This is a genomic window from Bordetella petrii (genome assembly GCF_020991325.1).
Lineage (GTDB): Bacteria > Pseudomonadota > Gammaproteobacteria > Burkholderiales > Burkholderiaceae_B > Bordetella_A > Bordetella_A petrii_E.
On sequence record NZ_JAJMLX010000109.1, the window covers coordinates 1 to 13,898 of the forward strand.

Sequence of the window (13,898 nt, forward strand, 5' to 3'; positions counted from 1 at the left end):
TTCGGCCTGAAGCGGGCGGCAATCCGCGCCTGTAGCGGCCCGGCATGTACTGCGGGCCGCTGCCGTTTGCGCGGCCTGATGCTGCACCTGACCAACCCCAAGGCCATTCTGTTTTTCGGTTCGCTGTATTCCATTGGCGTGCCCCGCGATGCATCGGCCGCCGATCTGCTGTGGATCATCACGGCGGTAGGCATCCAGGCCACCGTGGTCTTCCATGGCTATGCCCTGCTGTTTTCCAACCGCCATATGATCGGTTACTACCTGCGCCTGCGCCGCGCCTTCGAAGCGGTGTTCGCCGTGGCCTTCGCGGCGGCGGGTATCAAGATCCTGGCCACGCGCGCATCCTGACCCGCACGCTTGCCTGCAAGGGCCCCGGCGGGTGTCTGGCACCGAAGGTGCCAGACACCGCCCCTTACTTGGCCTTGGCCGCCAGTTGCGCGAACTGTTTGTCCAGTTCGGCCAGGGAATTGCTGATATGTGCGCGCCGCGCCTTGACCCAGGCGTCTTCCGCGGCCAGCCGCTCGCGCGCTTCTTTCAGCATGCGCTGCATTTCCGTGGGCTGCGGGCCGCCCACGGTGGCGCGGTGCTGCACGATAGCCACCGGATCCAGCGTAGAACGGAATTCAGCCTCGCTCATCGGCAGTTCGGCCGGATACTTCGTGCCCTTCACCCCTTCTTCGTAAATGCGGCGCGCCTGTTCATAGGGGAAATCCAGCGGCTTGATGTTGTTCGCCTTGGCATGGCTGACCACTTCCGACGCGAAGTGGTGGCCCACCCGGAAGGGCAGCTTGTATTTGCGCATCAGCACATCGGCCAGCTCCTGCGATGCCGTCCAGTCGCTATTCAGTTCTTCCAGCGCGCGTTCCGGGCTGATGACCATGGCCTTCAACACGCGGTCCCAACGCTTCAGCACACCGATGGCGCTGTCCACCATGGCCGAGTTCTGCTTGACGTCTTTCGGGTCCGACATGCCAGGCGTGATGTTGTGGGTTTGCAGCACCGGCCCCATGGCCAGCGTCACGGCGGTCGACGCATCGCTGCGGGTGTTGTTCAGCAAGCCCGGGTTGCGTTTCTGCGGCATGGCGCTGGACACATAGGTATTGTCGCCGCCTTCCTGCAGCAGGATCCAGGGCCGCGCCTGCGCGTACTGCGTCATGACGTCTTCCACGAAATTGCCCGCATGCAGGGCAATGCTGGTGACGATGGCGGCCACCTCCACGGGCTGGTCCATGGACGAGATCTGCGACGCGTCGTAGGCATTGTCCACCAGGGCGGTGAAGCCCAGGTATTGCGCCATGCGCTGGCGGTCCAGCGGCCAGCTGGTGCCATTGAGCACGGTCGTACCCATGGGCGACCGGTCTATGCGCGCGTACGCTTCGCGAATGCGCTGCGCATCGCGGTCCAACCCGGCGGCATGGCCCAGCAGGTAATGGCCATAACTGTTGGGCTGCGCCGCCACTCCGTTGGTGTAGTTGGGAACGATGGTTTCGGCGTGCTTGGCCGCCAGGTTCACCAGTGTGGTGGACGTGGCGTTGAGCTGGTCGGCCAGTTCCAGCAGTTTGTCGCGCAGGATGGCGCTGCGGTAAGTGGCATGCATGTCCTGGCTGGACCGGCCCGCGTGCAGCAGCGTGATGTCCTGCCCGGCCGCCTTGATCAGCAGGGGCTCGAAGGTAATGACGGTGGACGGCCGCTTGGCGCCCGACTGGCCGCCGTCTTCGATGACCTTGGCCACCCCCGCGGCCAGGCGCGGCGCCATGGCCGCATCCAGCAGGCCCTCTTCGGAATTGATCACGACGGTAGCCTTGTTCATTTCCCCCAGCCAGAAGAACGGGTCTCGCACCGGTTCCTGGGTTTTGCCGGCGGAGGACGTGGCCGTGACATTGGCCGCGGCGGGCTGGGCAGCCTGTGCCTGGGCGGCGGCGATAAAGCCAAGGCTCAGCGCCAGGCTAAGGGCCGTAAGGGTGTGTCTCATGGAATTCTCGTTATGGGCTTATCGATATGGGCACAGCGCCCGGGAAACGCGCAGTTGCGTTCCTGGCATTTGTAGCCTGTTACGGCAGCCGCTGGCAATTCCGGCAAGCCCCAATGCACGCTGCCGTGCCGGGCGTGGCGCCCAGCACGGCAGCAAGGACATGAACCGCCAGGAAATCAGGCCGCGCGCCGCAGCGTATCGGCTGCTACCCAGTACGAGTAAGTGCGCAGCACATGCAATTCCAGCACCGCCTGGCCGTTCAGGCCGTGCACGGTTTGTGGAATCACTGCGCGGCCGTCCGTCCAGCGCATCATGACACCCTTTACGTCCTGCGGCGCGTGCAGGCCTGGCACCTGCAGCTCGGCCAGGTTCAGGTCGCGCCGGCCGGCGGCGTCTTCCAGGGTGACGCGAACCAACCCTACCCCTACCTTACGCATGTCGCGGCGCGGTTGGGCGGTGGTTTCACGCACCACGGCCGAGCGCGACAGAATGGTCAGGTCGCCCAGCGTGGCGCCCTCGGGCAGCTTGAACCGGAACACGGAATCCGCCGGGTTTTGCGCTTCCGGCGCAACCATCTCTCCGTTCACTTCGACGCAGATATCCGGATCGGATACGCGCGACGATTGCGTCAGGGCTTCCGCGCGCTTGAGCAAACGCTGGCGTATCGCCGCCACTTCGGGCCCCGAGCGCAGCACCTCGATGCCCTCGATATCCGAGCGCCCCTCCGGCGGGCCGAAATCGGCCAGCAAGGTCACGTTGTTGACGTTCTGGAACATGGAACGGTTACCGGTGTCCACATAGGACTCGGACGCCGCGCCTTCCGACAGCAGGATGTCAAAGCTATCCAGCTCGACATGGAAGTATTCGAACGAACGGCGCGAGAAATCCTGCGTGATGGTCTTGCCGTTGACCAGCAACATGGCCGGAACCAGCTTGCCATCGAAGTACATGTGATGGCCGGGGGACACATGCAGGTCTCGCGCCGGCACATTGGGGGCCAGGGATTCCGCGGCAAAGCACACCGGGAAGGCCCGCAAGGCCTGGTCTTGCGGAATATGAGCGCTGATCAGCACCCGGCGCCCCAGCCATTTCACGGTGGCCACGCCGCCGCTGGCGGTACGCACCTGGTCGCCGGCCCGCAGGTCTTCGACACGTTTCTCGCCATCCGGGGTAGCGATCAGGGTACCGCGCAGGAAGCACGCGTACGTCACCGTATTGCCGCTGAACTCGATCTGGTCCACTTGTTCCGGTGTCATGCCGTCCGGTTGCATGTGGATAATGGGCTCGCCCCCGGCATCGTAAAACGTCAGGATTCCGTTCTCGTCCATTTCGGCGCTGGCGGGTGTCGCGCCAATAAACGTGAACGACGCGCCCCCCTGGGCGCCAGTGACATGCAAGACATCGGTATCGTTGGTGGTGATGTTCGAGACATCCATGGCCACCGTGCCCGTGCCGTCCGCCTGGGAAAAATCCATGGTCAGGTTATCCAGCCATTGAGACTGGAACGACGAGAAACTGGTGGTGGAACCCGGGCCCACGTTTAGCGTGATGGGCTGGTCGCCCGCGCCGCCATTCATGTTGCCGATGGTCAGGTTGGTGTCCTCGGCATAAATACTGAATGGGTGCGAGCCATCGAAATTGGCAAGCACGTCGCCCGCGCCAGTGAAATTCACGGATCCGTTATCAACGCCCAGCGCGAAATTGTAGGTGGTGTCGGCCTCGCCGGACCAGGCCCAATCGGGATCCTCGGTAGTCAAGCTGATATCTGCCATGGCAATTCCTTATAAGAAGAAAAGCGGGACGCCCTTTGATCGGCGCGCGGACGAGACTCAAGCAACACGTCGGTGCTCGAAGAAATTATGTGCCAGCCAGCTGTCAGCAGTGCATCGGTCCCGGGTATCCCCGGGGGGCCAAGTTGTCACAATATGAATCGCTTGACCCCAAGATAAGGGCTATTGCAGCGGCTTTGCAGGCACCGGACCGGTTTTAACGTGACGTTTGGTTGCACTGTTGCAGGAACTCGAGCCGATTATGTTTGCAGCAGGGGGCCAAGCGTCTCGACAATGCGCCGCCCGATGGTTTCACCATGCGTTTCCAGCGCAAAATGCCCGGCATCCAGCATTTCCACGACAGCGCCCGGATTGTCGCGACGGTAGGCCTCGGCGCCCGCGTCCGCGAAGAACGGATCGTTGCGCCCCCAGAACACCAGCGTGGGCAGTTGCGCACTGCGGAAAAACGCCTGGAATGCGGGATACAAGGCCAGGTTGCTGCCATAGTCCAGCAACAGATCGAGTTGGATTTCCTTGTTGCCAGGGCGTTCCATCAGGGCCGCATCCAGTGTGTAGCTTTCCGGCGGCACGCGATCAGGCTCGGTTTCGCCATGCACGTATTGCCATTTGGTGGCCTCGAAGTTCAATAATGAATCGTGCAGCGCCTGCCGGTTGGCGGGCGAAGGGTCGGCCCAGGCCGCGCGCAGGGGTTTCCAGGTTTCGTCGTCCAGCCCTTCCAGATAGGCATTGCCGTTCTGCGATACCAGGCCGCTGACCCGTTCGGGCTGCGACAGCGCCAGGCGCAGGCCCACGGGCGCCCCGTAGTCGAAAAAGAACAGGGCGTAGCGCGCCAGGCCGAGCTGGTCCACGAATGCTTCCAGCGACAGAGCCAGGTTGTCGAAGGTATAGCGGTAACCGCGAGCGGGCGGTACTTCGGTAAAACCGAAACCAGGCAGGTCGGGCGCCACCACGTGGAAATGCCGGGCCAATAGCGGCATCAGGTTGCGGAACTGGTGCGACGAACTGGGGAAGCCGTGCAGCAGCAACAACACAGGAGCCTGGGGATTGCCTGCCTCGCGGTAGAAAAAACGCAGCCCGTCGGCCTGGACGTAGCGGCACTGGACAAACGGTGGGGATGGGGTGGTCATGTGGCCTCCGCATGGGATCAAGGTTGAAAACAAGAGAAGTCGACGCGTCAGGGATCAGTCTATCGATTTCAAGTAACCTGTCAATTGCAATTTTGATGGTTACTTTGAATAGCCATAAAAAAACCCGGCGGGGCCGGGTGCTGCGCGCCAGTGTGCGGGCGCGATCAGGGAGCGGAGTTCCTGGCTTCACGTTCACGGAAGGCCGCCACCTTGTGGCGGTTGCCGCACAGGGCCATGCTGCACCAGCGGCGCCGGTGCGAACGGGTGCGGTCATAGAACCAGGCCGAGCACGCGTCGCTTTCGCATTTGCGAACCAGATCGAAATCGCCGTGCGCCAGCAGGTCTGCCGCGGCCTCGGCCGCCTGCAACAACCAGTGCGCCGCGCTATCCGCCGGGTAGCGGCGCACGGCAAGCAAGGCGTTGTCCGGGCCGGGTTCCAGTTCCAGGTTGCTACCGCCGGCGGCCAGGGCCCGGTTCAGGGCGTTGAGCTTCAGCGGGACACCGGTTTTGCGCCGCGCCACCAGGGCCCGCACATCTTCGCGCAAGGCACGCGCGGCATCCAGCAAGCCCGCGGGCGGCTTGCCCTGCCCCGGGGCCAAGCCGGCAAATTCCAGCCAGGCCTGCACGTCGGCGTCCGACTGCCAGCGATCCAGCGGGCCGGCCTCGCTTTGCTCGACGGTATTCATCATGTCCAGGGCGGGATGGTCGCCCACCTGGCGGAATTCGGGCGCACGGGTATTCTGCATGGTGACCTCCGCGGCCATTGTAACCTTTTAACAACAGAATGAAGAGTTACGCATGCCAGCGCCATTTACTGACACAGGGTTATCCCTTGGTTGATAGTTGTCGAAACCCGGGCCGGCCGATCGTCGTACCAGTACCATCCACTTTTTGATAGGTAAACACCATGGCTACCGGAACCGTCAAATTCCACCGCGTGCTGCGCGCTCCCGCCGAGCGCATCTACCGGGCCTTCCTGGAACCCGACGCCATTGCGCGCTGGCTGCCACCTTACGGATACACCTGCCTGGTGCATGAACTGGATGCCCGGGTTGGCGGCAAGCACCGGATGTCTTTCCGCAACTTCGGCGCGAACAGCAGCCATGACTTCGGCGGGGAATACCTGGAACTGGTGCCGTCCGAGAAAATCCGCTATTCGGATCAGTTCGACGACCCGAACCTGCCCGGGCAGATGCAAACCACGATTTCGCTGCACGCCGTGTCGTGCGGCACCGAGATCAACATCGTGCAGGAAGGCATACCCGAGGCCATTCCCGCCGAAATGTGCTACCTGGGCTGGCAGGAATCGCTGGAACAACTGGCCAGGCTGGTAGAGCCCGAGATCCCGGGTTGAGCCGCGCATCCAGGACAACGTGGCAGACATCGCGGGATGCTGCGGGACATGGTATGCGGGATGCGGGTGTCTGGCTCCCGCCAGGGTGCCAGACACTGTCCGACTGATGCCGCGGCGGCACACAACGGTGTCTGGCACCCTTCGGGAGCCAGACACCCGGCGACGTCGGCATCCCCCTGCTGTGTCAGTTGGTCTGGATGTTGGCGCCCTTGATGATGCGCGTCCAGCGTTCGGTTTCCTGATTCGAGAGCTTGGCCAGGTCGGCGCTGGTACCCGCATAAGGCGCCGCGCCCAGTTCGGCCAGTTGGGCGATCACGGCCGGATCCTTGGCGATGCCGATGACAGTGTCCTGCAGTTTCTGTACCACGGCAGCGGGCGTGCCGGCTGGCGCCATCACGCCATACCAGGATTCGACCACGGCGTCCTTCACGCCGGCTTCGGCCAGGGTGGGCACGTCGGGAATGGCGGGGCTGCGCTGTTCGCTGGCCACGGCCAGCACGCGCACCTTGCCGGGCTCGATATACGGCAGCACGTTGGGCAGATTGGCGAACAGCACGTGTACCTGCCCCGACAGCAGATCGGCCGTGGCAGGCCCCGCGCCCCGGTACGGCACGTGCGAGAACTTGGTGCCCGACCGGTACATGAACAGCTCGCCGGTCAGGTGGTTCACCGAGCCTATGCCCGCCGACGCCATGTTCAGTTTCCCAGGATTCTGTTTGGCGTACTGCACCAGTTCCTGCACCGTCTTCACGGGCGTGTTCACGGAAACCGTCAGCACATTGGGCACGGTGGCGAACAGCGCCACGGATGCAAAATCCTTGTTGGCGTCGTAAGGCAGGCTTTTGGCGATCAGGGGCTGAATGGACTGCTGGCCCATGGTGGCCAGTAGCAAGGTGTAGCCATCGGGCGCCGCCTTGGCAACCTGGCCGGCGCCTATGCTGCCGCCCGCCCCGGGCTTGTTCTCGACGATGACCGGCTGTCCCAGTACCTGCGACATCCTGTCGGCCAGCAGGCGCCCCATCAGATTGACGGTGCCACCCGGGGCGAACGGCACCACGACCGTGATGGGTTTGTCGGGATACGCCTGCGCGCTGGCATTCAGGCAGATGCCCATTGCGGCCGCCACCGCCGCCACGAATTTCAACATAGTCACTCCCTTGTGTTTTGAGTCAATTTTCCTGGAATGCGGACATTCCGGCATGAGACGAGACCAGCGCCTGGATACGGCTTTGCAGCGCCTCTCGGGCGTCATCGACGCGTTGCACCACCGCATCGATGGTTTCCTTCTTCCTACCCAGCAATAAACCCTGCTCATCGATACGCCGTAGCACCAACTGCGGCGCCGGCCCGCCCTGCGACTGGCGCGCGGCCACGTTGCGCACCGGGTCCAGGCAGGCGGCGATGCCGTCCGCATCCAGTGCAACCTGCCGGCCGAGCTGCCGCACGGCCGCGGCCTGGATCATGTCCGGCGTAATCGACCGCGCCGGCATGCCGGCGTCCAACGCCTGGCGCACCACCGCGCCGATAATGTGATGCGCGTCGCGAAACGAAATATCGGCCCGGCGCACCAGCAGGTCGGCCAGGTCGGTCACGGTGGAAAAATCGTCCGCGGCGCGGGCCGCCATACGTACCTGGTTCGGTTCCACTTCTTCGATCAGCAGCTTCATCAGGTCCAGCGCCTTCAGCGCTTCTTCGCACGCCTCCCAGCAGGTGCGCGTGCTTTCGCGGCTGCTGTCGCCGGAATGCGTGAAATGGGTGGACTTCACGGTGGAAAACGCCGCCGACGTCAATCCAATGACATGGCCCGTCTTGCCGCGCAAGTACTCCAGCACCGCCGGGTTCTTCTTCTGCGGCATGATGCTGGACGTACTGGCCACGCGATCCGGGAACGACAGGTAGCCGAATTCGGGCGTGGACCAGATATAAAAGTCCTGCACCATGCGGCTGCAGGTAATCATCATGATCGACAGGGCCGCGCTCAGTTCCAGCGCGAAATCGCGCGACGCGACGCCGTCCAGGGCGTTGGCCATGGGCTGGCTGAAGCCCAGCATTGCGCTGGTGCTGGTGCGGTCGATGGGAAACGAGGTGCCCGCCAGCGCGCAGGCCCCTAGCGGCGAAGCGTCGGTGCCTTGCAGCACGTGCAGCAGCCTGTCCATGTCGCGCGACCAGGCGTCCACCAGGGCCGACAGGTAATAGCCGTAAGTAATGGGCTGGGCCGCCTGCATATGCGTGTAGCCGGGCATGACGCAGGTGGCGTACTTGCTGGCCTGGCCCAGAGCCGCCGTGGCCAGTTCGCCCAGCGCGGTGGCGATTCGCACGGTGAAGTCGCGGGCGCGCATGCGGTCGATGGTGGCGCCCATGTCATTGCGGCTGCGCGCGGTGTGCAGGCGGCCGCCGGTATCCTGCCCCACCAACTTGATCAGGTGCGCTTCGTAGTTGAAGTAGGCCTCTTCGCGCGCGGGGTCCAGTTCCACTTCATTGGGGCCGTCGGCCTGCATTTGCAGCAAGGCGGCGGCCAGCCGCGCCGCCGCCGCCTTGTCCAGGATGCCCTGCGCATCCAGCATGGCCAGGTGCGCAAAGTTGACCTGATGCAGCATCTCGAAGTTGGCGAAAAACTCCCGGTTCAGGCGCGGCAGAAAAACATACTGGATCACCTGGGGGGCCAGGGCTTGCTTCAGGCGGCTGCTTACTTTCGATTCCATCTCGGTCTGCTGGATAACGGTGAAAACCGTAGTCTCCGCGCCGGGCAACTCATACGTCAAATCAGATATTCATGCCTATTAATGCAAATTTGATATGCTTTGATTCTCAGGCCCGACTGCCTTCGCGTGGCGGCCTTGCGTCTTGGGAACCCACATGAACTTCAAGCAAGTAGAAGCCTTTCGCGCGGTGATGATGACGCGATCCATGACCACGGCCGCCGGCCTGCTGCATACCTCGCAACCCAATGTCAGCCGCTGGATCGCCTTGCTGGAACAGGCATTGGGCTTCGGCCTGTTCCAGCGCGTGGGCACGCGGCTGATTCCCACGCCGGAAGCCGAGGCTTTCTACGCCGACGTGGAACGCGCCTTCATCGGCCTGGACGCGCTGAACGACAGCGCCAGCTCGATACGCCGCCGGGGCACCGGCGTGCTCAGGGTGGGCGCGGTGGGTTCGATTACGCAGTGCGTATTGCCGGATGCCGTACGACGGTTCCGGGAAACCGTGTCGGACATCCCCGTGGTGATGAATACGGGCGGATCAGACGTGGTGGCCAAGTGGGTGGCCACCGGGTTCTGCGACATCGGTTTCTGTTCGTTCCTTACCGACATGCCCAGCCTGCGCTATCAACAGATCAACACCGCGCACGGCGTGGGCATCGTCGCGGTCACGCACCGGCTGGCCCGCAAGAAAACCTTGAGGCCGGCGGATTTCAACAACGAGAACTTCATTTCCCTGCCCACCGGCAGCTTCAACCGCGCGGCCATCGACCGGCACTTTTCCGCCGATGCCCGGATACTCTCGATAGAAACCCCTTACGCCACCACCATCTGCACCATGGTGGGCAAGGGGCTGGGCGTGTCCATCGTGAACCCCATCGTGTCGCGCGCGTTGCGCCTGTCCGAAGTACGCGAAATTCCCTTTTCGGAAAAAATCGAGTTTCCCAGCTATGCCCTGACATCAGAGCACTTTCCGGTCAGCACGCTGGCGCGGCGCATGGAAGACTGCGTGCGCCAGGCGTTCGCCGCCCTGGCGCCATGATGCGCCCGGGCCCTGCACGCGGGCGGCTCAGCCTGCGTAATCGCGCGCCAGGCGTACCACGGTAACCCCGGGCTTCAGTTGCCTCAGCGAAGGCATGATCAGTGTGCAGCGGTCATAAGGGGTGACGATGGGTTCGCCGCCTGCCCAGCCTATCAGCGACCCTGCGGTTTCCAGTGTTTCCAGCCCCTGCCAGGGCTGGGCGAACTGCACATCCATCGACGGGGCCACCACGGCATCGGTCACTTCGAGCACGCGCTGGGCATCCGGCTGCGGCAACTGCCAATCGGCCGGAATATCCATGTCATCCACCACACCCGAGGCGGCCAGCATGTGGGCCACCTGGTCGCGAGCCACTTGCCGCGCGGCCGGGTCGCCGTGGAACCCGCATTCGATCAGCAGCGCGCAGGAATCGCCGGCATTCGGATCGCCGAAGCGTCCGTAGTCGCGCATGCGCACGCCGTCTTTATGGCCGGCGTCCACGATAACGTGCCGGGGCGCCCGCAGTTGGCGCGCCAGGGCAATATTGCGCGGCAGCAGCCCTGTCAGCAACAGGGGTTCGCCGGGCTCATGCATGGAATGCAGGTCCAGCAGCCAGTCGGCGCGCGCCACCCAGGGCCGCAGCTCGGCGCCGCGGCGCCGTTCGCGCGAGCTGGGGTCGTCCAGCGAGGGCGCGCTCCAGACGCGGTTCAAGTCCTCGTCCACAAAGCGCGAGGCGTCGTGGCGCGATGGGTCGAAGCGGTCGAAGGCATCCAGGTTGCAGAACGCCAGCGTCAGGCTGCCGCGGCGCGGGCGCAGGCCCAGCTCCAGCAGGTCTTTCAGGGCCCAGGCGCCGCACAGTTCGTTGCCGTGCACCAGCGCCGACACCATCAAGGCCCGGCCCGGCACGCCGGAATCAAAATGCCACACGCCGGGCGTGCCGGTATTGCCCGCGCGTTCGGCGGCCAGGTCTGGAACGGAAAGCTGGAACTGCATGATAGGTTCTGCTCGGCTGACGGTTATTGCGCTTCGATCTTGGCGGCCTTCACCAGGGCGCCGTACTTTTTGGTTTCTTCGGCCTGGAAGGCCTCCGCATCCAGGCCGGGCTTCGCCAGTACGCCGCCGGCGTCCTGCAGCTTGGCGCGGAACTCGTCGGATTTCAACGTTTCGGCCAGGGCGCCGCGCAACTTGTCGGCCACCGGCTGGGGCAGGCCCGCCGGGCCGAACAGGGCGAACCAGACGTTGATGTCCACCCCTTCGAACCCCGGGGTCTCGGCCAGGGCCGGCAGGTCGGGCGCCGCGGGCGACCGTTCCTTGCTGGTCACGCCCAGCCCCGCCACCTTGCCGCCGCGCACCTGCGGCAAGCCGGAAGACAGCACCAGAATGCCGTAGTCCAGCTGGCCGCTCATCAGATCGGTAACCATGGGCGCCACGCCACGGTACGGCACGTGCTCGGCACGGGTGTCCGTGGATTGGTTGATCATCTCGCCGGCCAGGTGCAGCGCGGTGCCCACGCCCGATGAGCCGTAGTTGTAGCTGCCGGCCTGGGCAGCGCGGAGTTTTTCCAGGTACTGCGCGGCGGTTTTCACCCCCGATTCCGGGCTGGCCGCCAGCAGCATGGGCTGCGACGCGATCACGCCCAATGCGGAGAAGTCCTTGACGCTGTCGTACTTGACCGCCTTGTTGATCATGCCGGCAATGACGATTTCGTTGGTGGAGCCCAGCAGCAAGGTGTAGCCATCGGGTTCCGCGCGCGCCACGCGCTGCGCGCCTATGGTGCCGCCGGCGCCGCCCAGGTTCTCGATGACAACGCTCTGTCCCAGCCGTTTGGACAGTGCTTCGCCGAACAGGCGGGCCGTCAGGTCGACGCTGCCGCCCGCCGGATAGCCCACCACCAGCGAAATGGGGCGCTCGGGGTAATCCGCCAGCGCGGGGGCCGCGGCGGCCAACGCAATGGAAGAGCAAAGCGCGAGCGTGGCGCCGCGCAGCGGCTGCATGTCGAATTTCATGGTTTCTCCCTGGGGTGCTGTGATGGACGGATACCCGTCTCGTTGAATGTCGCCAGCATTCTGTGGCGCCACCGGCCTATCGGCCGTGCTGTTTTGGCACATATCGGTGCCAATACAGTTCCAGGGGGTGTGCCGGAAATTATCGACCGCGGCTGGCGGTGGCTTCCCAGGCCGCCTCGGCCAGGTCCGACAAGGTTGCCCGCGAGCGGTACAGGCGCACTTCGAAATTGATCTCTTCGCTACGCCCGCCCAAGGCCGCCAGTATGCCGCGCCGGCAATCGCCGGCCACCATGGACCACGGCAGCCATGCCACGCCCAGGCCTTTCAAGACCACGCCATGCGCCGCGTCCAGCGAATCGATGCGGGTGAAGGGCGCCAGGGCATACGGCATATTTTCCAGGCGGTCGCCCACGATGCGCTCCATGGCCAACCCGCCCGCATAGGTAATCAGCGGCGCCCCCGGCCCGCTTTCGCGCAACGCATAGCGCGGCCGGCCGCGCGCATCGCACTGGCTGACGGGCACCAGCTTGTCGGTGGCCAGCGTCATATAGCGATAGCGTCCGGGGCTGAGTTGCAACGACAGCGCCGGGTGTTCATAGCAGCACATCATGTCGACCTTGCCCTGTTCCAGCTTGGCGGCCATGTCCTGGGTCATTCCGGTGCTGAGCTCGACCTGCGTACCTTCGGTCAGCACCCGGGGACGGCGGTGCCGCAGCCGGGCGATCCAGTCGGCCACCAGCGTACGGGCCAGGCTGCGGCCGGTGCCGATACGCAAGATGGCGGCATCCGTGGCGCTGGCGCTGCGGATACGCTGACGCACCTGCCCCATCCGCTCTACCACCTGGGTGGCGGCCTTGAGCAAGGCCTCGCCTTGCGGTGTCAGGGTCACCGGTACTCGCTGGCGATGCACCAGCGGCGCTCCCGCCCAGGCCTCTAGTGCGCGGATGCGCCGGCCGAACGCCGGATGGGTCACGTGGCGCAGCTCGGCGGCGCGCACGAAGCTGCCGGTCTGCGCCAGCGCGATCAGGTCTTCAAGCAGCTTCAGGTCAGTCATGGAACAAGAGCCTACACCAGGCAGGCTCCGGACCGCCTATTTGGCCTGCGCGGCGGGAACCAGGGCCTGCAGCAGGCTATCGGAATTGGCCTGCAGTTCGGCGACAGGGTCATCGCCGTCGGTGGCCAGCACAATGGCACGCGCGCCGCCGGCCTCGATGGCCTGCTTCAGTTGCGGCGTGGGCTCGCGATGCAGCAGGGCCGCGGCCGCGCCATTGTCCTTCAGCGTGGCGGTCAGTTCGGCCAGGGCCTCGGGCGTCCAGTCGCGGTCATCGCGGGCGTCGGTGGCGATCAGGTCCAGGTTGAATTCGGTGATCAGGTAAGGCAGGCGGTCGGACAGGCTGACCACGGAAACATTCGCGGCCTGCACCAGCCCTGCCTGGGTGCGGGCATTAATCTCGACAAGACGATGCTTGATATCTGCCAGGTTGGTTTCGATGCGCTTGCCGTCGGCTGGCGACAGGCGGATGAAATCCGCCGCCACGATATCCGCCATGCGGCCCAGGTTCACCACGCTAAGCCAGGGATAGGCCGCGAACGGGCTGCCGGCGCCCTGCTGCAGGGCGATGCCGGTCAGCGCGCCGTCCAGCGGACGGGCCGCGTCGATCTCGACGATGCGAATATTGACGCGGCGCGCCGACGGATACAGCGGGTCATCCGGCCAGATCGAGCGCAGGCCCACGGCGGCATCGGCCGACTTGGCGGCCTTGGCCAGGGCTGCCTGGCCGCGCCCGCCAAAGTACGAGGACAGCCGCGTGGCAGGCAGATTCGCCGGCGCGGCGCGCCGCACGTGTATGCCGGTGCCTTCGGCCAGGCGGTTCGACAGTGCGTACACCACCGGGTGCGCGGCCAGCACGTTGACCGCGGCGTCGGCCG

At 64.7% G+C, this 13,898-nt stretch carries 13 protein-coding genes; 3 read left to right on the plus strand and 10 right to left on the minus strand.

Going from position 1 to position 13,898, the window contains the following annotated elements:
* The coding region (locus LPZ50_RS12650) for a LysE family transporter (RefSeq protein WP_230661842.1) at positions 1–348 on the plus strand (348 nt) is incomplete at its 5' end.
* 64 nt (positions 349–412) lie between these two features.
* Here the strand turns inward: LPZ50_RS12650 and LPZ50_RS12655 are convergent.
* From LPZ50_RS12655 to LPZ50_RS12670, 4 genes are all read right to left on the minus strand, one after another.
* The gene (locus tag LPZ50_RS12655) at positions 413–1,972 is read right to left on the minus strand and encodes an argininosuccinate lyase (protein WP_230661843.1); all 1,560 of its coding nucleotides are present in this window, start codon (positions 1,970–1,972) and stop codon (positions 413–415) included.
* Between the two features lie 176 nt (positions 1,973–2,148).
* A complete protein-coding gene (locus LPZ50_RS12660; RefSeq protein ID WP_230661844.1) occupies positions 2,149–3,744 on the minus strand; it encodes a Hint domain-containing protein in 1,596 nt (531 codons plus the stop codon).
* A gap of 257 nt (positions 3,745–4,001) precedes the next feature.
* A complete protein-coding gene (locus LPZ50_RS12665; protein WP_230661845.1) occupies positions 4,002–4,889 on the minus strand; it encodes an alpha/beta fold hydrolase in 888 nt (295 codons plus the stop codon).
* Between the two features lie 164 nt (positions 4,890–5,053).
* Positions 5,054–5,635, minus strand: a complete 582-nt coding sequence (locus LPZ50_RS12670; RefSeq protein ID WP_230661846.1) for a CGNR zinc finger domain-containing protein — start codon at positions 5,633–5,635, stop codon at positions 5,054–5,056.
* A gap of 161 nt (positions 5,636–5,796) precedes the next feature.
* Between LPZ50_RS12670 and LPZ50_RS12675 the strand changes: the two genes are divergently transcribed.
* Positions 5,797–6,243: an SRPBCC family protein gene (locus LPZ50_RS12675; RefSeq protein ID WP_230661847.1), complete on the plus strand. Its 447-nt coding sequence runs from the start codon at positions 5,797–5,799 to the stop codon at positions 6,241–6,243.
* A gap of 184 nt (positions 6,244–6,427) precedes the next feature.
* On the opposite strand, the gene LPZ50_RS12680 is transcribed toward LPZ50_RS12675, so the two are convergent.
* A complete protein-coding gene (locus LPZ50_RS12680; protein ID WP_230661848.1) occupies positions 6,428–7,390 on the minus strand; it encodes a Bug family tripartite tricarboxylate transporter substrate binding protein in 963 nt (320 codons plus the stop codon).
* Positions 7,391–7,412: 22 nt separating this feature from the next.
* A complete protein-coding gene (gene argH / locus LPZ50_RS12685) occupies positions 7,413–8,945 on the minus strand; it encodes an argininosuccinate lyase (RefSeq protein WP_230661849.1) in 1,533 nt (510 codons plus the stop codon).
* Between the two features lie 154 nt (positions 8,946–9,099).
* Between argH and LPZ50_RS12690 the strand changes: the two genes are divergently transcribed.
* The gene (locus LPZ50_RS12690; RefSeq protein WP_230661850.1) at positions 9,100–9,984 is read left to right on the plus strand and encodes a LysR substrate-binding domain-containing protein; all 885 of its coding nucleotides are present in this window, start codon (positions 9,100–9,102) and stop codon (positions 9,982–9,984) included.
* Between the two features lie 27 nt (positions 9,985–10,011).
* Here the strand turns inward: LPZ50_RS12690 and LPZ50_RS12695 are convergent, their stop codons facing one another.
* The 4 genes from LPZ50_RS12695 to LPZ50_RS12710 all read right to left on the minus strand — a co-directional run.
* Positions 10,012–10,956 carry a succinylglutamate desuccinylase/aspartoacylase domain-containing protein gene (locus LPZ50_RS12695; RefSeq protein WP_230661851.1) on the minus strand — a complete coding sequence of 315 codons (945 nt, stop codon included), beginning with the start codon at positions 10,954–10,956 and terminating at the stop codon, positions 10,012–10,014.
* Positions 10,957–10,979: 23 nt separating this feature from the next.
* Complete coding sequence (locus LPZ50_RS12700) at positions 10,980–11,969, minus strand: Bug family tripartite tricarboxylate transporter substrate binding protein (protein WP_230661852.1); 990 nt, start codon at positions 11,967–11,969, stop codon at positions 10,980–10,982.
* A gap of 139 nt (positions 11,970–12,108) precedes the next feature.
* Complete coding sequence (locus LPZ50_RS12705; RefSeq protein WP_230661853.1) at positions 12,109–13,023, minus strand: LysR family transcriptional regulator; 915 nt, start codon at positions 13,021–13,023, stop codon at positions 12,109–12,111.
* Between the two features lie 36 nt (positions 13,024–13,059).
* Positions 13,060–13,898 (minus strand): metal ABC transporter solute-binding protein, Zn/Mn family (locus tag LPZ50_RS12710; protein ID WP_230661854.1); only part of this gene is annotated, 839 nt, incomplete at its 5' end.